This window comes from Klebsiella sp. GB_Kp056, from assembly GCF_040064755.1.
In the GTDB taxonomy this organism is placed as follows: Bacteria; Pseudomonadota; Gammaproteobacteria; order Enterobacterales; family Enterobacteriaceae; genus Klebsiella; species Klebsiella quasipneumoniae.
The window spans coordinates 13,969-32,556 of sequence record NZ_JBEAJA010000040.1 but is presented as its reverse complement, the minus strand read 5'-3'; the positions used below and the strand labels follow the sequence as shown (position 1 = coordinate 32,556).

Annotated in this window: 17 protein-coding genes, 2 tRNA genes and 1 pseudogene; 9 read left to right on the top strand and 11 right to left on the bottom strand. The window is 59.6% G+C overall.

Features of this window, described 5'->3' with window-relative positions; translation table 11 throughout:
* Window positions 1–27: 27 nt before the first annotated feature.
* Window positions 28–1,662, bottom strand: a complete 1,635-nt coding sequence (locus tag ABLV52_RS07010; RefSeq protein ID WP_102006922.1) for a Na+/H+ antiporter — start codon at window positions 1,660–1,662, stop codon at window positions 28–30.
* Window positions 1,663–1,801: 139 nt separating this feature from the next.
* On the bottom strand, window positions 1,802–2,083 hold the full coding sequence (locus ABLV52_RS07005) for a hypothetical protein (RefSeq protein ID WP_186983072.1): 282 nt from the start codon (window positions 2,081–2,083) through the stop codon (window positions 1,802–1,804).
* 62 nt (window positions 2,084–2,145) lie between these two features.
* On the opposite strand from ABLV52_RS07005, the pseudogene ABLV52_RS07000 reads away from it, so the two are divergent.
* From ABLV52_RS07000 to ABLV52_RS06990, 3 genes and pseudogenes are all read left to right on the top strand, one after another.
* Window positions 2,146–2,971 (top strand): annotated as a pseudogene (locus tag ABLV52_RS07000) (TetR/AcrR family transcriptional regulator).
* On the top strand, window positions 2,910–3,824 hold the full coding sequence (locus tag ABLV52_RS06995) for an MDR family oxidoreductase (protein WP_224222706.1): 915 nt from the start codon (window positions 2,910–2,912) through the stop codon (window positions 3,822–3,824). The pseudogene ABLV52_RS07000 and the gene ABLV52_RS06995 overlap by 62 nt, the downstream one beginning before the upstream one ends.
* A gap of 118 nt (window positions 3,825–3,942) precedes the next feature.
* Window positions 3,943–4,875, top strand: a complete 933-nt coding sequence (locus tag ABLV52_RS06990) for a nucleoside recognition domain-containing protein (protein WP_348890210.1) — start codon at window positions 3,943–3,945, stop codon at window positions 4,873–4,875.
* Here ABLV52_RS06990 and ABLV52_RS06985 read toward each other — a convergent pair.
* Window positions 4,786–6,408 (bottom strand): alpha/beta hydrolase, encoded by a 1,623-nt coding sequence (locus ABLV52_RS06985; RefSeq protein WP_186983070.1) that lies wholly within the window; start codon window positions 6,406–6,408, stop codon window positions 4,786–4,788. The genes ABLV52_RS06990 and ABLV52_RS06985 overlap by 90 nt on opposite strands.
* Window positions 6,409–6,680: 272 nt before the next feature.
* Between ABLV52_RS06985 and pmrD the strand changes: the two genes are divergently transcribed.
* Complete coding sequence (pmrD, locus tag ABLV52_RS06980; protein WP_023290305.1) at window positions 6,681–6,926, top strand: signal transduction protein PmrD; 246 nt, start codon at window positions 6,681–6,683, stop codon at window positions 6,924–6,926.
* A gap of 129 nt (window positions 6,927–7,055) precedes the next feature.
* Window positions 7,056–8,510 (top strand): AMP nucleosidase, encoded by a 1,455-nt coding sequence (locus tag ABLV52_RS06975; protein WP_147733329.1) that lies wholly within the window; start codon window positions 7,056–7,058, stop codon window positions 8,508–8,510.
* 168 nt (window positions 8,511–8,678) lie between these two features.
* Here ABLV52_RS06975 and ABLV52_RS06970 read toward each other — a convergent pair.
* Both ABLV52_RS06970 and ABLV52_RS06965 read right to left on the bottom strand, forming a co-directional pair.
* Window positions 8,679–8,754: transfer RNA gene (locus ABLV52_RS06970), tRNA-Asn, on the bottom strand.
* A 126-nt stretch (window positions 8,755–8,880) separates the two neighbouring features.
* Entirely contained in the window at window positions 8,881–10,317 is a 1,437-nt protein-coding gene (locus tag ABLV52_RS06965; protein ID WP_023290315.1) for an EmmdR/YeeO family multidrug/toxin efflux MATE transporter, read from the bottom strand.
* A gap of 193 nt (window positions 10,318–10,510) precedes the next feature.
* Between ABLV52_RS06965 and ABLV52_RS06960 the strand changes: the two genes are divergently transcribed.
* Window positions 10,511–10,586 (top strand) — tRNA-Asn (locus ABLV52_RS06960).
* A gap of 253 nt (window positions 10,587–10,839) precedes the next feature.
* Complete coding sequence (locus ABLV52_RS06955) at window positions 10,840–11,943, top strand: AarF/UbiB family protein (RefSeq protein ID WP_348890209.1); 1,104 nt, start codon at window positions 10,840–10,842, stop codon at window positions 11,941–11,943.
* Here the strand turns inward: ABLV52_RS06955 and ABLV52_RS06950 are convergent.
* The 3 genes from ABLV52_RS06950 to ABLV52_RS06940 form a co-directional block, all read right to left on the bottom strand.
* Window positions 11,940–12,911, bottom strand: a complete 972-nt coding sequence (locus ABLV52_RS06950) for a sensor domain-containing diguanylate cyclase (RefSeq protein ID WP_023290317.1) — start codon at window positions 12,909–12,911, stop codon at window positions 11,940–11,942. The two genes, ABLV52_RS06955 and ABLV52_RS06950, sit on opposite strands and share 4 nt — an antisense overlap.
* A 204-nt stretch (window positions 12,912–13,115) precedes the next feature.
* Window positions 13,116–13,952: an alpha/beta hydrolase gene (locus ABLV52_RS06945; RefSeq protein ID WP_044524034.1), complete on the bottom strand. Its 837-nt coding sequence runs from the start codon at window positions 13,950–13,952 to the stop codon at window positions 13,116–13,118.
* 192 nt (window positions 13,953–14,144) lie between these two features.
* Complete coding sequence (locus ABLV52_RS06940) at window positions 14,145–14,720, bottom strand: hypothetical protein (protein WP_348890208.1); 576 nt, start codon at window positions 14,718–14,720, stop codon at window positions 14,145–14,147.
* A gap of 131 nt (window positions 14,721–14,851) precedes the next feature.
* On the opposite strand from ABLV52_RS06940, the gene ABLV52_RS06935 reads away from it, so the two are divergent.
* Complete coding sequence (locus ABLV52_RS06935; protein ID WP_348890207.1) at window positions 14,852–15,766, top strand: LysR substrate-binding domain-containing protein; 915 nt, start codon at window positions 14,852–14,854, stop codon at window positions 15,764–15,766.
* Window positions 15,767–15,771: 5 nt separating this feature from the next.
* On the opposite strand, the gene ABLV52_RS06930 is transcribed toward ABLV52_RS06935, so the two are convergent.
* On the bottom strand, window positions 15,772–16,107 hold the full coding sequence (locus ABLV52_RS06930) for a DUF1869 domain-containing protein (RefSeq protein WP_348890206.1): 336 nt from the start codon (window positions 16,105–16,107) through the stop codon (window positions 15,772–15,774).
* 4 nt (window positions 16,108–16,111) lie between these two features.
* A complete protein-coding gene (locus ABLV52_RS06925) occupies window positions 16,112–16,444 on the bottom strand; it encodes a DUF1971 domain-containing protein (RefSeq protein ID WP_002911866.1) in 333 nt (110 codons plus the stop codon).
* Here ABLV52_RS06925 and ABLV52_RS06920 point away from each other — a divergent pair.
* Window positions 16,443–16,697, top strand: coding sequence for a hypothetical protein (locus tag ABLV52_RS06920; RefSeq protein WP_087824153.1), 255 nt, complete (start codon window positions 16,443–16,445; stop codon window positions 16,695–16,697). The two genes, ABLV52_RS06925 and ABLV52_RS06920, sit on opposite strands and share 2 nt — an antisense overlap.
* On the opposite strand, the gene ABLV52_RS06915 is transcribed toward ABLV52_RS06920, so the two are convergent.
* The gene (locus ABLV52_RS06915; protein WP_032428929.1) at window positions 16,668–18,578 is read right to left on the bottom strand and encodes an EAL domain-containing protein; all 1,911 of its coding nucleotides are present in this window, start codon (window positions 18,576–18,578) and stop codon (window positions 16,668–16,670) included. The genes ABLV52_RS06920 and ABLV52_RS06915 overlap by 30 nt on opposite strands.
* Between the last annotated feature and the right edge of the window lie 10 nt (window positions 18,579–18,588).

Sequence of the window (18,588 nt, the reverse complement as noted above, 5' to 3'; positions counted from 1 at the left end):
AGGATCCCCCCTCCGGCGATGGCGCCCCTAGCGCAAGCTCTCTTCCTTCAGGTCTATCTCTCGCAGCACCTCATAAAAGGTGATATCGCTAATGTTGTGGGCGCGACGCAGCCGGAACAGCTCCTGACGCTGGGCGATAATGACCTCTCTTTGCATATATTTCTCCAGCCTGGCGCGCTTAGCCAGCTCCAGCCCGACGTCCTGCCCTTCGTCATTGTCGTTATAGTGCAGCCGCCGCTGGTAGGTTTCCAGCAGCATATTGCCGGCATCAGCCCGCAGGGCCTGCTCAGTCGGCTCCTCCACCGGCTCGTCGAGTAGCGCATTCAGCCGGTTGATAGCCACTTCGGTCATGACGGCGCCAATATCGTCTTTGCCGGTGTCATGGGGTAAATCATCGGCAAGATAGCGGGTCATGAACGGCAGGCCGATAGCCGCCACCACCAGCGACATCAGGATCACCGCCATTGAGAGAAAGATCAGCAGTTCGCGGCCCGGGAAGGGTGAACCATCCGCCAGCACCGCCGGCAGCGTCAGAATACCGGCGAGCGTCACGGAGCCTTTGACCCCCGCCAGCGCCATGACGGCGAGGATGCTGAATCGCGGACGGACGGTGATGGCTTTGCCCCGGCGTTTGCGGCGAAAAATGGTCAGCGTCATCGACAGCCATACCCAGGCGAAACGCATCAGACCGAGCGCGAGGGTGATGGCCACGGCGTACAGCAGCAGATACCAGGGCGAAGGGACGCCGGCCTGGCTGGCTACCGCCGGCAACGTCCTGAGCATGCGGGGCAACTGCTCGCCCAGCATCAGGAAGATCATCCCGTTGAGGGTAGTCTGCAGCATGGACCACACCGCGCTGCTTTTCATGCGCGTCGCGGGTAGCCGGGGCCCCGACAGCTGTTCATAGTGCATCGCAATGCCGGCGGCGACGGCGGCAAGAATGCCGGAGACATGGAACGCCTCGGCCAGCAGGTAGGCGGCGAAGGGGATAAGCAGGCTGATCAGGATCTGGATGGCCGGCTCCTCGCGGGTGCGCCGCACCAGAAAGTTATTACATTTGCCGGTGACCCACACCACCACGAGCCCACTGAGGATGCCCCCGAACGCCATCAGGAAAAACTTCATCACCGCCTCTCCCGGGGAGAAGCTGCCGGTCAGCACCGCGGCGATGGCGAAATTAAAAGCGACGAGGCCCGAAGCATCGTTTAACAGCGATTCCCCTTCGAGGATATGCGCCATCCGGGAAGGCAGCGGCGAGCTGGCGGTCATTGCCGATACCGCCACCGGATCGGTGGGTGACAGAATCGCCGCCAGGGCAAACCCCGCCGCCACGGTGATCGCCGGAATAAGCCAGTGAATAAACAAGCCAATGCCGAGGATAGTGACCATCACCAGGCCTATCGCCAGCGACAGAATCGGCTTCATATCGCGGAAAAACGCGTCTTTCGGGATCCGCCAGCCATCAAGGAAAAGCAGCGGCGGGATAAACAACAGCAAAAAGATGTGCGGATCGAAATCGACCTGAAAACCTCCGGCGGCCAGCGCGGCGCCCGCGGCGATCTGGATCAGCGGCAGCGGCACTTTAACGGGCAGAAGATGGGAAATGAACACCGTCACCACGATGGCCATCATAAAGACCAGCACAATAGCGATTAGCGACATTCATCCCCTCCTTTGACGGCAATATTCATTCTGTACATCAGGCTGTTATTCCTTTTTCGCAGGTGTGGTTTCGGCGGCGGGTTATTTATCCAGACGCCGATAATAAAGGACAGGCTTTCCTGTGTTGCGGCGTTATTATTTAAACTGAGGCGGCAACCGGTGCCCCTTCAGGGGGGACAATGTGTTTTATCATGCCGGAGTTGTCAATCCGCCAGAGTCTGCCAATCATCGCCAGCCCGGCAATATAATCGCTACCATTCATCCTTATCATTCCGTGGCGACCAGAGAGATATATGGTCAGCGGAATAGCCTCAGCGGATTGATATTCTCTGCAGCAGCCGCGCGGAGAACCACGCATTAATAATTGATGATAATCCGCGTCGCCTTCTGCCTCGAAATCCCGCCCTTCTCTGCCATACATGGCTTGCCCCCCACCGGGATTGGGGGTACCCTGACAAACAATTAAACCATACGGTCTAAATGATGAATCCCGCTACCTCCGCCAACCAGAAGCCCCGCCGCGGCCGACCGCCCAAGGCCGATCGCCAGTTTGTCGACACGCGACAGGCGCTGATTCGCTCGGGCCTGGAGGTGCTGACCGAAACGGGCTATCTCGCGGCGGGTATTGATGCGGTGATCAAGAACATCGCCGTGCCGAAGGGGTCGTTTTACCACTGTTTCAAAAGCAAGGAGGCCTTTGGCCTCGCCGTGCTTGCCGCCTATGGCGACTATTTTGCGCATAAATTAGATAAATTCCTGCTGGACGACGCCGTGCCGCCGCTGGAACGGATGGCGGCCTTCGTGCGTGATGCCGGTCAGGGAATGGAGAAATACCAGTTTCGTCGCGGCTGCCTGGTAGGCAACCTGCTGCAGGAAGCTCCCCTGTTGCCCGAGGCATTTCCCCAGCGGTTGCAGACCATCCTGGCGGCATGGGAGGCGCGCGTGGCCCGCTGCCTGCACGAGGCGCGGGCTGCCGGGACGATCGCCAGCGACACCTCACCGGAGGCGCTGGCCCAGGTGTTCTGGATCGGCTGGGAAGGCGCGGTGATGCGCGCCAGGCTGGTCCAGTCCGCCGCTCCCCTTAACCAGTACTGGGATTTCTTTGCGCACACTATGATGACAATAACACCTGCACAGGACGGCGATAGCGCCGATAACTCCCTTCAGACGAGGAATACTCAGTCATGAAAGCATTAGTTCTGGACCAGATTGACAACCGCACCGTGGCCGCCGTCAAAGCGATTGACCTGCCCGCCCTTACCGAAGGCGATGTGCGGGTCGCCATCGACTGGTCGAGTCTCAACTATAAAGATGCCCTGGCGATCACCGGCAAAGGCAAAATCATCCGCCAGTTCCCGATGGTGCCGGGGATTGATTTTGCCGGCCGGGTAAGTGAAAGCCGCGATCCGCGCTTTGTTCCCGGCCAGGCCGTGATCCTCACCGGCTGGGGCGTGGGCGAAAACCACTGGGGCGGTCTGGCCACCGAGGCCTGTGTCAAAGGCGACTGGCTGGTTGCCCTGCCGGAGGCGCTCAGCGCGCGCCAGGCGATGATCATCGGCACCGCCGGCTTCACCGCGATGCTGTGCGTCGATGCCCTCGTCAGCGCGGGCATCACCCCGGAAAGCGGTGATATCCTGGTCACCGGCGCCAGCGGCGGGGTCGGCAGCACCGCCGTGGTACTGCTGAAAGCGCTCGGCTACCGGGTGACGGCCGTATCGGGCCGCGAGTCGACGCACGACTACCTTCGCCAGCTCGGGGCCGACGCCATCCTGCCGCGCAGCGACTTTGCAGAGACCCGCCCGCTGGAGAAACAGCTGTGGGCGGGCGCGGTGGATACCGTTGGCGGCACGATGCTGGCCAAAGTGCTGGCGCAAACGCACTATCGCGGCTGCGTCGCCGCCTGCGGTCTGGCCGGGGGCTTCGATCTGCCAACCACCGTGATGCCGTTTATTCTGCGCAATGTGCGTCTGCAGGGGGTGGATTCGGTGATGGTGCCCACCGCAGAACGCGACGCGGTGTGGCAGCGTCTGGCCCAGCTGCTGCCGGAAAGCTACTACCAACAGGCAGCCACGGAAATCACGCTGGAGCAGGCGCCAGCGTATGCCGCAGATTTCCTCAGCAACAATATTCATGGCCGCACGCTGGTCAATATCGGCCAGTAATCCTCTCCTCCCGGCGCCCCACGGCGCCGGTCCCCAGGGCGATCCTGACATATCATTTCCTTCCCCACGGGATTATGATGACGCGAACGAATGGCTTTGCGAGTGGTAAAGAACGTAAATGGATGTCATAAGCATCATTATGGCGGCGGGCAAATCGTCCGTTGACGTCGCGCTGTATACGCTGTTGCCGATCATGGTGATCATGCTGATTATCATGAAATATCTGGAGGTCCGCGGCATCCTCGATGTGATTGTGCGCTGGGTTGCGCCATTGCTGAAGCCCTTCGGCTTAACCGGGATGAGCGCCTTCGCCCTGATCCAGATTAACTTTGTCAGCTTCGCCGCCCCGCTGGCCACGCTGTCGATTATGGACAAACGCGGCGTTTCTGACCGGCAAATGGCCGCCACCCTGGCCATGGTCTTCGCCATGGGGCAAGGCAACGTCTTTTATCCCCTCACCCCTTTCGGCCTGCACTGGCTGGCCTCGATCGTTATCTCAGTGGTCGGCGGCCTGTGCGCGGCGGCGGTCGCCTGGCACGTCACCGGACGGCGCCTATCGGTCGTCGAGAACCCTCGCGCGGAAGCGCTGCCCAACGCCGAGCAGAACAGTCAGGGCATTCTGGCGGTGATCAACAGCGCCGGCTCCGACGCCATCCGCCTGGCGCTCGGCGCGGTGCCGATGCTGATCCTGTCGTTAACCATCGTCGGACTGCTGCAGGGCGCTGGCGTCATCGACCTGCTGCAGCAGCTGCTGAAACCGGTGCTCGGCTGGCTGCATATTCCGCAGAACTTTGTCCTGCCGGCGCTGGTGAAGTGCGTCGCCGGGGGCACTGCTTATTTTGGCGTCATTTCCGAGCTGATCCAGCAGGGCAAAGTCACCGTCAGCCAGGTCAACGCCTCAGCAGGCCTGCTGATCCAGACCTTCGATCTGCCCGGAATCGGTATTTTCCTCGGCATCAGCTCACGGTTTGTCCGCCTGTTTCGCTTCGTGGCTCCCGCGGCGATCGTCGGCATTCTGCTGCGCACCGTCCTGCACCTGATCCTCTTTTAACGCCTCCGCGCTGGCCTGCGCCTTCAGGCAGGCCACCACCGCCGCCTGCTCGCCGCAGGCGATATGCTCATCGACGCGGGCCAGCATCCACGGAAAGAAAGGATTGGAGGTGACGCGCATTAACGTCTCCAGCCCCACGCTCAGCGTCCCGGTCTCTCCGCGCAGTGAAATGGTGCCCAGACTAATGCCGTAGCGGTTCTTCTCGTCCGGCTCGCGACCATACAGCGAGTCGCTCAGGGGAAACGGCACTGCCACATGCGACAGGGAGTACATATCCGCCGGCCAGGCAAGGTGTAAAGGATAACGATGCTCTTCCCGTTCCTGCGCCAGCGTGGTACGGGCGATGGTCTGCAGGGTGTGCGCCGTCGCGTTGGTCACCACCGTCGTGGTATAGGCCCGCGGCGCCGGCGGCAACAGCGTATTCACCGCCGCATAGAGCGCGGGACGGAACAGGACCCGGAGATCCGCCGCCTGATTTATGTCGAACACCACCAGCTCGCTGCCGTTGTCCGGCAGGTAGCGATACAGGGACTCCACCACCGCCCGGGTGCTGACGGTGGAATCCATTATCGACTGAAAGGTGAGGACCGGCGGCAGCGCTTTCAGCGCCCCCTGACGGGACGCGCGAATAATCTGCTGCTGCAGCGCCTGGCTCAACAGCCAGGACTGTCTCGCCGCTTTTACCGGAAACGAGTTGTACTTGAACGGATTAAACTCAGGCGCCACGTTCAGCCAGGCCGCGCGGGCAAACGCCGGGAAGATGGACGGCAGCCCGGCGAGACCGGCGAAACGGGCAAACGCCGTCACGCCGATCATCGGCGACAACAGGATAATCTGCTGCGGCTGGCGCAAGTGGCTGTCCTCCAGGCTATCGAGGGCATACTTGAGCGCCAGCGCGCCGCCGTTAGAGTAGCCGACCAGATGCAGCGGCACGTCCGCCCCGGCCAGGCGCGTCGCTTCCCGCACTGCCAAACGCGTTGCCGCCAGCCAGGTCTCCCAGTCAACGGCGGTTAACGCTCCCGGCGCGGTGCCGTGGCCCGGCAAACGCGGCGCCACCGCCACATAGCCCCGCTGCCGCCAGAGTTGCGCCAGATAGCGCACGCTGTAGGGCGAATCGGTCAGGCCATGGAGCAGCACCACGCTGCCGCGCGGCTTGCCCTGCGGCAACAGTATAAAAGAACGGTTCCAGTCCTGCGTAAACTGTCCCGGCCAGACGCGGCTGTGGCGATAAAAGCGGTTGACGGGGGTTTTATCTTCCTCCGGTAAAGCATCCGTCACCTCGCGCTGAAGATCGGCGAAAATGGTTTTCTCCCGCGCCAGATATTGGGCAAAGGTCGCCTGGTCGATCTCTTTGGCCGCCATCTCGTTGCCGCGCCAGGTATGCCAGCGATGCAGCGCCGGGCCGCGCTGCGACTCATAGATCCGTCCGGCGAGAAACACCACCAGCAGCGCCAGCACCGCAATGCTCCCTTTTTTCAGCAGTGAGCCGATAACGGCGCCCGACGTTCGCCAGTGTCGTAATAGATGCTTCATAACGCTCTCTCTGATATTTATTGCGTAGCCGAACGCGTTCTGCCCTATTCCTGACAGGCGCTTCTCACGGTCTGCTTTTCAGCATAGTCATCGCTTCCGGCAAATTAAACCCGGCAGATCATTCCCTGCCGGCGAAAAAAAACCTACCGCTGAGATCAACGTTTGGTCGCCTGTTTTTAAACACTGCATAAACCAGCGGGATAATCTTATTGTCAGATTTTTAAGAAACATGAATTATCGGCGGATGTGTCACCAGGAGAGGAAAAAAACAGATGGAGTGGTGGGTAAAAAAAGTCCAGGATAATTCTCCGTCCAGCCCCTGCCGCGTCGTGCTCCAGAGCGGCGCACTGGAGATGATCGCTGAGATTGAAGCCTGTCGCCTCCGCCTGCGGGAAGGGGATAAACTCACACCGCTGGCCGATGCGCGCTATTGTCTGAATAATAATCCGGCGCAGACATTGAAGATCCGCAACGCCAGCCATTATAGCAGCGCGCGCTGGGCAAACGCCGGTAAATAAATCGAGTCCGGCCCCTGTGCCGGTATTGATCTGAGTATCTTCGCAACTGACAGATAAATTCCCCTTCGCCCTTTTCCCGCTGTGACATACTATCGGGAATGTCAGCAGACCTGAAACAAGGAGCGAATCATGAATAACAAGGCCGCCAGTCTGACCCCGGAACAAGCGCTTGCCGAGCTGGAAGCGCGTTATGAAGCCTCGGTCACGGCGTTGCGCAAAGCCATCGGCGACTATATTGACCATCATACGCTCCCTGATACCGAAGCCCGCGCGGAAGGCCTTTTTGTCTATCCGCAGCTGTCGGTCTCCTGGGACGGCGCCGATCATAAAGCCCTTAAAACGCGCGCCTGGGGACGTTTCACCCATGCCGGGTGCTATACCACTACCATCACCAACCCGAAACTGTTCCGCCACTATTTGCTCGAACAGCTGACCCTGCTGTTTCAGGACTATGGCGCCCATATTAGCGTCGAGCTGTCACAGCATGAAATCCCCTACCCTTACGTGATAGACGGTTCCACCCTGACCCTTGACCGTTCGATGAGCGCCGGTCTGACGCGCTATTTTCCCACCACCGAGCTGTCGCAGATTGGCGATGAGACCGCGGACGGCCTGTTCCATCCTACCGAGTTCTATCCGCTGTCGCACTTTGACGCCCGGCGCGTCGATTTTTCGCTGGCGCGTCTGCGGCACTATACCGGCACCCCGGCGGAACACTTCCAGCCCTATGTGCTGTTCACCAACTATACCCGCTACGTGGATGAGTTTGTCAGCTGGGGCTGCAGCCAGATCCTCGATCCTGACAGCCCCTATATCGCCCTCTCCTGCGCCGGCGGGATCTGGATCACCGCCGAAACCGAAGCGCCGGAGCAGGCCATTTCCGATCTGGCGTGGAAGAAGCACCAGATGCCGGCCTGGCATCTGATCACCCACGATGGCAAAGGGATCACCCTGATTAACATTGGCGTCGGCCCGGCCAACGCCAAAACCATCTGCGACCACCTGGCGGTGCTGCGCCCGGATGTCTGGCTGATGATCGGCCACTGCGGCGGCCTGCGTGAAAGCCAGGCAATCGGCGACTATGTGCTGGCCCACGCCTATCTGCGCGACGACCATGTACTGGATGCGGTGCTACCGCCGGATATTCCCATCCCCAGCATTGCCGAAGTGCAGCGCGCCCTGTACGACGCCACCAAGCAGGTGAGCGGGATGCCGGGCGAGGAAGTGAAGCAGCGGCTGCGTACCGGGACGGTGGTCACCACCGACGACCGTAACTGGGAGCTGCGCTATTCCGCTTCCGCGCTGCGCTTTAATCTCAGCCGCGCGGTGGCTATCGATATGGAGAGCGCGACCATCGCCGCCCAGGGCTATCGCTTCCGCGTCCCCTACGGCACGCTGCTCTGCGTCTCGGACAAGCCGCTGCACGGTGAGATCAAGCTCCCCGGTCAGGCCAACCGCTTCTATGAGGGGGCCATCTCTGAGCATCTGCAGATCGGCATTCGGGCCATCGACCTGCTGCGCGCCGAGGGGGATCACATGCACTCGCGTAAGCTACGCACCTTCAACGAACCGCCGTTCCGCTAACCGGCGACGGGGGAAGAGAGAGGAAAACGCTGGCGTTCCCCGCAGGGGAGCGTCAGTGCCCGGGTGAGCGAAACAAACGTCCCGGCGGTGGCTGCGGATGTTGAGTCCGCAAGGAAACGGACAGACAGAAAAGCAAAAAGCCTGCTCGAAAGCAGGCTTTTTTAAATTTGGCTCCTCTGACTGGACTCGAACCAGTGACATACGGATTAACAGTCCGCCGTTCTACCGACTGAACTACAGAGGAATCGTGTGAACGGGGCGCATATTAACGATGACGCCGGACGCTGTAAAGCCTGTTTTTAATAAAATGAATCGTTTGCCGAATTATTCCTCACTTTGCGCAAAAAATGGCGTTTATCCGGCAAACGGATCAGGTATCCGGCGTTGAGGCCTTCACCCGCGGGTACTTCCACAGCCAGCGACCGCTCACCATGCGGAAGTAAAACAGCGCGCCGCGCACTGCCCAGTCGAGCACCATCCCTAACCAGACGCCGATCACGCCCATCCCCAGCACGATACCCAGCGTATAGCCCGCCACCACCCGGCAGCCCCACATGCCGAGCATCGACACCCACATGGTATAACGTACGTCACGGGCGCCTTTGAAGGCGCAGGGTAAAGTCCACGACAGCGACCAGATCGGCATAAACAGGGCGTTGAGCCACAGCAGCTGCTTCACCACCTCTTTTACGTCTTCTTCATGGGTATAGAACGAGGCGATAAAGCCCGCGAACGGGGCGCTGCCCCAGGCAATCAGCGTCAGAATAATGGTCGACAGCCAGAACACATGCCAGGCCTGGAATTCCGCCTGGCCAATCTGCCCTTTCCCCAGCCGCTTACCGGTAATGATCGTCGAGGCGGAGCCGAGGGCGTTGCCCGGCAGGTTAATCAGCGAGGCCACCGAAAAAGCAATGAAATTGCCGGCGATAACGTTGGTGCCCATCCCGGCGACAAACATCTGGGTCAGCAGTTTACCGCCATTGAACAGAACCGATTCGATACTGGCCGGGATGCCGATCCCCATCACCTCCCAGATAATGGCGAAGTTAAAGGGTTTGAAGTAGCCCTTCAGCGACAGCCGCAGCGCGGGATTGAGGCCCACCATCAGCACCCAGATAGTGGCGATGGCGCCAATATAGCGGGCAATGGTCAGCCCGAGACCGGCGCCGACAAAGCCCAGCCCCGGCCAGGAGAAGAGGCCATAGATGAGCACGCTGCTGATTAGGATATTGAGGATGTTCATCCCGCCGTTGATCAACAGCGGGATTTTGGTGGTCCCGGCGCCGCGCAGCGCCCCACTGCCGATCAGCGCAATCGCCGCCGCCGGATAGCTCAGCACCGTTAGCTCGAGATAGGTCAGCGCCAGGTCCTTCACCTGCGGGGTGGCATCGCCGGCGACAAAATTAATAATCTCCTGACCAAAAGCGTGGATCACTCCCGCCAGCACAATGGAAAACAGAGTCATAATGGCCAGCGACTGGCGCGCGGCCGCTCTCGCCCGCCGCCGATCTCGCTTGCCGAGGCTAAAGGCCACCACCACCGTGGTACCCAGATCGATAGCGGCAAAAAACGACATGATCACCATGTTAAAGCTATCGGCCAGGCCCACCCCGGCCATGGCCTCTTTGCCCAGCCAGCTGACAAGGAAGGTGCTCAACACCCCCATCAACAGCACACAGGCATTTTCCAGCAGAATGGGCACAGCGAGGGGGCTGATTTCGCGCCAGTACAGCACACGATAACGCTGACGTTTTTTAAACCAGGATGTCCGTTCGACGGCCTGGCGTACGGCGGAGGTGACGTTCAAGAGAGACCTTAGTGAGAGATGTTGAAACAACATTTCAAATGATGATCGAGAAATGGATATCCTGCAAAGTATTTTTCCGTAATCATTGTCGGAAATGACAACAAATTGTTGATGGAAGCGGCAGTTGCACCTGAACGGGCGAATTGATGTTTGACAAAAGATTTTTCGCCGCTAAGATACGACTCCACACGATTCCTCTGTAGTTCAGTCGGTAGAACGGCGGACTGTTAATCCGTATGTCACTGGTTCGAGTCCAGTCAGAGGAGCCAAATTTAAAAAGCCTGCTTTCGAGCAGGCTTTTTGCTTTCTTGCGTCTCTGGCGTTAACTCTGAATCGCACCCAGCCTGGCAAACACCTCATTGACAACGGCGTCAGGGCCGCCGCCCTACGCCCCAGGTATCCTCCATGAACGCGCCACCGCTCAGCCTGAAAAAGCGCCTGGCGGTAGGATGATTTTGCTGACGCTTGCGGGTGAGATAGCGTGAATGAATCACTCTGTCCCATGTCTTTTAAGGAGGCGCCATGAACCTCAGACAACAGCAGCAGCAGGCGTTCGATCGCAGCGGAGAACCTCTTATCGTCGGCGACGTCAATCACTGTCCACTGCCGCCGGAGACCCTCGCCGCGCTGGCTGCGGATTCACCCTATGTGGTGCAGGTATACGGTTCGGGGCTGACCGGCGAGGTTTACCGGCTGCGCATCGCCGGCAAGGAGTACAATTTAAAGAAACGACGCGCCGTCGCCGGCGTTGCCAACCTTAACGGGCAGTTGTCGTTTTTAAACGAGGTACAGCGCCGGCAGGCGCTGCAACGGCTGAAGGATGACCCAAATACCGCGCCGCGCTTCACCCACATCGTCCCGACGCTGTATGCCGATTATCGCCTCGGCATCCTCCTCTCCCCCTGGATCGATGGCGAGCCGATTCACCAGCTGACCCCGCCGCTGATCGCTCAGCTGTTCACCACGCTGGAAGCCTGTGAGGAGCAGGGGCTGATGGAGTGGGATCTCTGTAGCGGGAACCTGCTGGTGGACCGGGAGGAGCAGCTGTGGCTGTTCGATTTTGGCTATATGTATCCCTTCGACCCGCTGAGAGAATTCAACAGCAACGGTCTGGCCGATCCCCAGTTTCACTTTGTCGAGCGCTTTGAGACCCGCTTCTTTTTTAGCTGGCTGATGACCCGGGTGCCCGATGCCGAACAGCAGCTGGCGCAATATCGCGAGATGAAGCGGCTGGCGGTCGAAAGCTACCGGCGCAAGCTGGTCTGGCTTCGCGCCCGGCGGGCATCTCCGCAGGTGCAGGCTCATTTTCAGCAGATAACGGCGCGCTGGGAAACGGCGCTGGCGGACCCTGCCGCGCTGAGCCGGTTATTTGCCCTGGAGGCCTTCCGCTCACACGTGCTGGATATTGAAGACGACCTGCATGGCCAGTCCTGCACCTTGCTCACCCTGCAACGTATCGACTGGGTGATAGGCCAGCTGGAACAGCATTATGACTTTATCGCCGATCAGGGCGGCCTGTTTTATGACAACGCGGGGAAATCGCAGCAGGCGCTGCTCGGTGACTATGCGCAGAAGCGGCAGCAGGCGCAGGAGTACCTGCTGAATGCCGCCGCCGCAAAGGATTAACGGCGCTCGCGCCCCTGTTTCTGCTTCGCCTGATACATCAGGCGGTCGGCAGTGGCCACCAGCGCGTTGAGACTGGGGTGGCTGGCGGGATCGTACTCCACGCAGCCCCAGGAGAACGCCAGCTGCCAGGGGTGAGCCGCCTGCTGGTTGAAACGCGCCACGTTGTGGCTGAGCGTCTCCATCGCCGCCGCGGCATCGTGGCGGCTGGTATTGGCGAACAGAATAATAAACTCATCGCCCCCCTGCCTGGCGAGGATATCGGATTCACGGAAGGCGGCTTTCATCAAATCGGCGATGGCGATCAGCGCGCGATCGCCCTCTTCATGCCCCCAGGTATCGTTGATGTGCTTAAAGCGATCGAGGTCGACAAACGCCAGGCTGACCGGCTCATGACGGCGCTGGGCCGTCAGCAGGGCATACTCGGCCAGGGTGAGGAATCCCCGGCGGTTAAACAGTCCCGTCAGCTCATCAGAGGTTGCCGCATCCAGCACCTTGAACTCATCCTCCACGATCGCCGCCAGATCGCTTAAGATCTGCATTTCATGCGCGGAAAACGAACGCGGCTGATGGTCCATCAGGCAAAAAGACCCCACCGTCGCGCCATCCGGCAGCTGCACCGGGTACCCGGCGTAAAAGCGGATAAACGGCGCCTGGATCACCAGCGGGTTGTCGTGAAAACGCTCGTCCTGCTGCATGTCGTTAACGATAAGCGGGTCGGTTTGCAAAATGGTATGGGCGCAAAATGAAATGTCTCTCGGCACCGTGTCCACATCCAGACCGGCACAGGATTTGATATGCAGCAGATCTTCCCCTACCAGGCTGATGGACGCCACCGGCAGGTTATACAGCGAACGGGCAAGCCTGGTCAGGCGATCAAAGCGTTCTTCTTTTCCGCTATTCAACAGCCCGGAAGAGCGAAGCGATTGCAGGCGACGCTGCTCGTCGGGATGAAGTCCGGCTAATTTCATTGTCTCTCTCTTGTCTCTTGCGCAGAATTCCACCGGGCTTCCCGCGGGAAACCCGGCGTTTTATCCTGCCAGGGGAAAAATAGTCGTCAGGTATTCCATGAGTTAAGCAGATTTCCCCTGCTCGTCAACCGGCGCGCCCCGGCGACGGGCGGCCGGGGCGCTGGCGGAAGGCCATTGCGGCATTCCGCACGGCGAAAGGGAAGATCAGGCGCGGATAAACGCCAGCAGATCGGCGTTGATGGTATCGGCGTGGGAAGTGTGCATCCCGTGCGGGAAGCCAGGGTAAACGATCAGCTGGCTGTTGGGCAGCAGCTGGTCCTGCAGGATAGCGGCATTTTTATAGGGAACCACCTGATCGTCATCGCCCTGCATGACCAGCACCGGCAGCGTAATCGACTTAAGATCTTCGGTCTGATCCGTTTCTGAAAACGCCTTAATGCCCTCATAATGGGCTTTGGCGCTGCCGATCATCCCCTGTCGCCACCAGTTCTGGATCGTCCCCTGCGACACCTCCGCTCCTTCACGATTAAAGCCATAGAACGGGCCAGAGGCGACGTCGAGATAGAACTGGGCGCGGTTAGCCGCCAGCGCTTTGCGGAAACCGTCAAACACCTCGATCGGCGTGCCGCCAGGATTCTGTTCGGTTTTGACCATCAGCGGCGGAACGGCGCTGATGAGCACCGCCTTCGCCACCCGCCCCTGCGGCTGGCCGTAGCGGGCCACGTAGCGGGCGACCTGGCCGCCGCCGGTGGAGTGCCCGACGTGGACCGCATTGTGCAGATCCAGATGCTCCACTACCGCCGAGACGTCTGCCGCATAATGGTCCATATCATGCCCCTCGCTGACCTGATCGGAGCGGCCATGGCCCCGGCGGTCGATGGCGATGACCCGAAAGCCTTCGGCAAGGAAAAACAACATCTGGTTATCCCAGTCGTCGGCGCTTAACGGCCAGCCGTGATGAAAAACAATCGGCTGAGCTTCCTTTGGACCCCAGTCTTTGAAGTAAATATTGACGCCGTCTTGGGTGGTGACAAATGCCATGTTACAGACTCCTCTTTCAGGATAACCAGCCTGCAGGCCCGTGCCTGGACTGAATGCCGACGGCGGCCGGCTGAGAAGCCAGCCGCGCAGGAATGTGATGCCAGTAACAGTGTAGAAGAAATTTATCACCCCGCCGGACGACTTATCCCGTTTCGCTTGATCGGCTCGCCTGAACCCGGCAAGCGGCGGCGGCTACGCCGCACTCTCCTGCTGGCGGATCCGCACAATCAGCGCGCCGAGCAGCGCCCAGTCCAGCAGCACGGCGAAGGCAAAGTTCACGCCGCCGCGTCCTGCCCCGGCGGTGTGCCAGGTCAGCAGCGTCGCCGCGATAGCGACAGCCACGCTCAGCGCCGTGGCGCCGCTGACGTGGCGACCCGACAGTGCCGCCCGTCCCGCGGCAACGCGCCAGGCGACAGCCGCCCCCGCGCTGCCGAACATCACGCCGGGGAGCAGCGCCGGCCAGGCCTGGCCGCCATACCAGGCCACCAGCGCCAGCAGCCAGCCGGCCGCCGACACCAGGAAGGCCCAGCGCGTCGCCGTCAGGGGCGCCCGATAGAGCCAGGGCTGCGCGCGCGCGAATCCCCATCCGGCGCCGAAGGCCGCGATCAGGAGCGCCAGCAGACCCAGCGTGCCGCTCGCCCCGATAACGGGGGCCATGATGAACAGCAAGGACCCGGCGGCGAAGACCACGCTGAGGGCGATGGCGCGACCGCGCGGGTCGATGGCTCCCGCCGCGTCCGCGGCGGCATGGTGGTGTAAAACGTGCATATTCAGCTCCTGACACATTAAACGGCATGAAAATAACTCATGTCATCGTCTTTACATGCCCGTAGCCTATCGCCACTATACAGGGACACACAAACGCATAGTTTTCAGCCATAGATGAGAAAAACTCAGCCATGAGAACCCCCCGCCTGCCGCCGCTGGGCGCCCTGCGCGCCTTTCACGCCGTCGCCCGCCAGCGTAGTTTTAAACTGGCCGCCGGAGCGCTCGGCGTCAGCGCGACGGCGGTCAGCCATCAGATTAAACTGCTGGAATCGGTCCTGGAGTGCCGGGTCTGCGAACGCAGCGCGCAGGGCGTCAGCCTGACCGCCGATGGCGAGATCCTCTACGCCGCTACCCAGCGCGCCTTCAGCGCCCTGGAGCAGGCCGTCGTCCAGATAGCCCAGGCCCGCCAGCCGCCATCCTTAACCGTCACCACCACCTCCAATTTTCTCACCCACTGGCTGGTGCCACGGCTGGCGGACTTCACCGCCCGCTTTCCGGCTATCGACCTGCGTCTGCACACCAGCGTCGAACGGGTGGATCTGCATCTGGGCACGGTGGACGCCGCGATTCGCTATCGCGAAACGCCCGAGCCGGATCTGTGCTGTACCCTGCTGCATAAGGATCGCTTTATCGTGGTCGCCAGCCCGACGCTGGCCCTCAGCCGGCCTGACGATCTGGCGCAGGTGACGCTGTTTCACGTCGCCAACCGGCACGTACCGGCCGATTCGCCGAGCTGGGAGAACTGGCGTCGCCGCTATGGACCGCCGACGCTGAATATTGACGCGGGGTTAACCTTTAGCGATGAAACCCATGCCCTGCAGGCGGCGGTGGCCGGCCAGGGGGCGGTGATCGCCAGCGAACTGCTGGCGCGGGATCTGCTGCAGCGCGGGGTGTTATCCGCGCCATTCAGCGGCGCATTGCCGGGCGCCAACTACTATCTGGTCACCACCGAAGCGGCAGCGCAGCGGGCGGATATTATCGCGCTGCGGGAGTGGCTGGTGGGTCAGATGGCCCTGGGCGACAGCGGCCAGCCGGCAGCGGGATAGCGGCCTTACCAGCCGCAAACGTTGGTCTCTTCGTCGGACTCATAGCCGCGGACGATAGTGATCAGCTCCTTCACCGCATCGGCCGCGCTAAGCGGGTCGCGCAGCGCCGCCAGCGAGGAAAAGCTTTTATCGACCGAGACGCCGTTATTGTTATTGGTGACCGTCAGCACAAACTCCCCCTCTAAATTGTCGTCCGGCAGAGCGCTCAGCAGCCCATTAACGGCCTCTACCGCCTGCTGCGGAATATACAAGACCATCGGTTTGAGGAATATTTTTTCTTGTTTCCGCTGAAGCCGGCCATTCTCTACCGCTAAGGTATAACCTTTATTTTCACTGTTCATAATTTTATCCCTCGATGAGAATTTTCGGATCAACATAGAAGTCGACATTAAATACCGTGTCCTCCGAGAGGGCCTCAATGCAGTGCCATTTTTCCGGCGGAAAAACGCCAAACTGGCCGGCTTCAATGGTCAGCGTTTCAACCGGTTCGGGGCTGGTTTCATCGGCATAGCCGAGATAGCGGATCGCCCCCTGCATCACCGACAGCCGGGGATAGACCCCCTGGCGGGTGCCAGCGTCCAGATGGCGGCGCCAGATAGAGGCCGGAGCGGTCTCCTTAGTCCACAGCGGCGTGCTGCGGGTATGAACGTAATGGGTGGGAATAATAATTCGCTGCATGATTGCGCCTCACTTTACCGTCGCAAAGGATACGGTCAGAAATAGCCTATATGATGCATATCATATACCTCTTTCAAAGGTGAAGGATATTATTTTCCTGGCGAATTTTATCTCTACTCCTTTTTATACCCCTCTGGGATTAGCGCTAAGGGAAAATAAAAAAGGCGATTTCAGCTTGCTGAAATCGCCCGGAATAATATCTTTAAGGGCCTTCATATTTCATTTAGCGCAGCGGACTCGGTTTGCCGATTAAATAGCCCTGCACCAGGTCGCAGCCCAGCGCCTGCAGCGAGGCCAACTGCTCTTCGGTCTCCACGCCTTCAGCCACAATGCGCATATGCAGGCTCTTTCCCATGCTGATAATCAGGCGCACGATATCCAGATCGTCTTTTTGCTCCGGAATATTGATAACAAACGAGCGGTCGATTTTGATTTTATCGAACGGGAAGTAGCTTAAACGCGACAACGAAGAATAGCCGGTACCAAAGTCATCGATGGAGATTTGAATGCCCTGCTCGCGCAGCTGGCTGAGAATTTCCAGCGAACGGGTGTTCTCATTGAACACATCCGACTCGGTGATCTCCAGATCCAGCCGTCGCGGATCGAGGCCAGTCTGCTGCAATACGCTGATAATGGTGTCGGTCAGCGAGGTGTTCATCAGCTGAATCGGTGAAACGTTGACCGAAACCTTGAGCGGCGTCGCCCAACTGGCCGCTTCGGCACAGGCGGTTTTCAGCACCCACTCGCCGAGGGCATTGATAAGGCCGATTTTCTCTGCCACCGGGATAAACACCGTCGGCGGCACGGCGCCGCGCACCGGATGGAACCAGCGAACCAGCGCTTCATAACCGTAGATTTCGCGCGTAACGGTATCGGCGATCGGCTGGTAGTAGACTTTGAATTCGTCATGGGCCAGGGCCTGCAGCAGATCGTCTTCAAACGATTTATTCTCCTGCAGACGCTGCAGCATTCCCGGCCGGAAGATTTGCACATGGCCGCTGCCCTCTTTTTTCGCCTCATACAGGGCGAGGTCAGCGCACTTGTACAGATAATCGGTCCGGCTTTCGCCATCAGAGATCACGATCCCGATGCAGGCGTCGATATTAATCTGCGCATCGTAGATCTGATAGGGCTGGCTGATCTTCTCCCGGATAACATTGGCCCGCTCGAGCGCCATCTCTTCGGTCAGATCGTAAGAGAGCATCGCGAACTCATCGCCGCCGAGACGATACAGCGTCTCTGAGGTTTTACGGAAAAAAGAGAGGCGGCTGGCCAGATCCTGCAGCAGCTTATCGCCAGCGTCATGCCCGAGGGTATCGTTTACATCCTTAAAGCTGTCGAGGTCGAAAAGCATCACCACGGCGCAGCCATTATAGGGGCGCACCTGATTGACGATCTCCTGCAGACGCTGCCAGAAAGAGAGACGGTTGGGCATACCGGTCAGCGAATCATGGTAGGCATCGTACTGCAGTCGACGGTTCTGCACCTGCAGCTTCTCTTTCGAGGCCTGCAGATCGTTGGCCAGGGTTTTCATACGAACGTGGGCGCGCCGCAGGTTATTATTCTGCCGCAGCATCAGCAGGCCGAGGGAAATACACATGGCGATCAGCAGAATGGAGATCACCGAGTAGATATAATAGAGATGCTGAATTTTATCATGGGTGATATTAACGATATTAATATCTTGCGTCAGCGTGGCGGCCGCCATTGAGGTCAGGGGGCCATCCAGCTCGCTTAACACCGGCAGGATCGCTTTAACCTGCGCCGGCGTCATGGTATCAACTTGTTTATCAAGCAAATGGAGATTGCGGATCAGCGTGGCGACCACCGCCTTCCGCTGTTCGCTTTTATTAATAAAGCGACCCAGATCGCCCTCCTGCAGGAGTTCGATCTGGCTCATCATGATTTCGAGGCGCAGGCGCACCTCATCGTGGTCCGCCCCTTCGGCCCCAATCGCCATTCCCGCCAGACGAGACTCCAGTCGCATATATTCCGATACCATCTGCGACATTGACCACGAGTCCGTATAGCGGGTAAATTTTTGCAACTCACTTTGTCGCTCATGCACCAGATAAGTAATATATCCAGTCACAATAAACAACGACAAAATAATAGCCGTGAGTATTCGATTCAAGATCCGACCC

Excerpts from the sequence above, each read along its gene's own strand:
- ABLV52_RS07010 (WP_102006922.1), bottom strand. The coding sequence starts at position 1,662 with ATGTCGCTAATCGCTATTGTGCTGGTCTTTATGATGGCCATCGTGGTG.
- ABLV52_RS06990 (WP_348890210.1), top strand. The coding sequence starts at position 3,943 with ATGGATGTCATAAGCATCATTATGGCGGCGGGCAAATCGTCCGTTGAC.
- ABLV52_RS06935 (WP_348890207.1), top strand. The coding sequence starts at position 14,852 with ATGAGAACCCCCCGCCTGCCGCCGCTGGGCGCCCTGCGCGCCTTTCAC.
- pmrD (WP_023290305.1), top strand. The coding sequence starts at position 6,681 with ATGGAGTGGTGGGTAAAAAAAGTCCAGGATAATTCTCCGTCCAGCCCC.
- ABLV52_RS06985 (WP_186983070.1), bottom strand. The coding sequence starts at position 6,408 with ATGAAGCATCTATTACGACACTGGCGAACGTCGGGCGCCGTTATCGGC.
- ABLV52_RS06950 (WP_023290317.1), bottom strand. The coding sequence starts at position 12,911 with ATGAAATTAGCCGGACTTCATCCCGACGAGCAGCGTCGCCTGCAATCG.
- ABLV52_RS06940 (WP_348890208.1), bottom strand. The coding sequence starts at position 14,720 with ATGCACGTTTTACACCACCATGCCGCCGCGGACGCGGCGGGAGCCATC.
- ABLV52_RS06925 (WP_002911866.1), bottom strand. The coding sequence starts at position 16,444 with ATGCAGCGAATTATTATTCCCACCCATTACGTTCATACCCGCAGCACG.
- ABLV52_RS06955 (WP_348890209.1), top strand. The coding sequence starts at position 10,840 with ATGAACCTCAGACAACAGCAGCAGCAGGCGTTCGATCGCAGCGGAGAA.
- ABLV52_RS07005 (WP_186983072.1), bottom strand. The coding sequence starts at position 2,083 with ATGTATGGCAGAGAAGGGCGGGATTTCGAGGCAGAAGGCGACGCGGAT.
- ABLV52_RS06945 (WP_044524034.1), bottom strand. The coding sequence starts at position 13,952 with ATGGCATTTGTCACCACCCAAGACGGCGTCAATATTTACTTCAAAGAC.
- ABLV52_RS06920 (WP_087824153.1), top strand. The coding sequence starts at position 16,443 with ATGATTGCGCCTCACTTTACCGTCGCAAAGGATACGGTCAGAAATAGC.
- ABLV52_RS06930 (WP_348890206.1), bottom strand. The coding sequence starts at position 16,107 with ATGAACAGTGAAAATAAAGGTTATACCTTAGCGGTAGAGAATGGCCGG.
- ABLV52_RS06975 (WP_147733329.1), top strand. The coding sequence starts at position 7,056 with ATGAATAACAAGGCCGCCAGTCTGACCCCGGAACAAGCGCTTGCCGAG.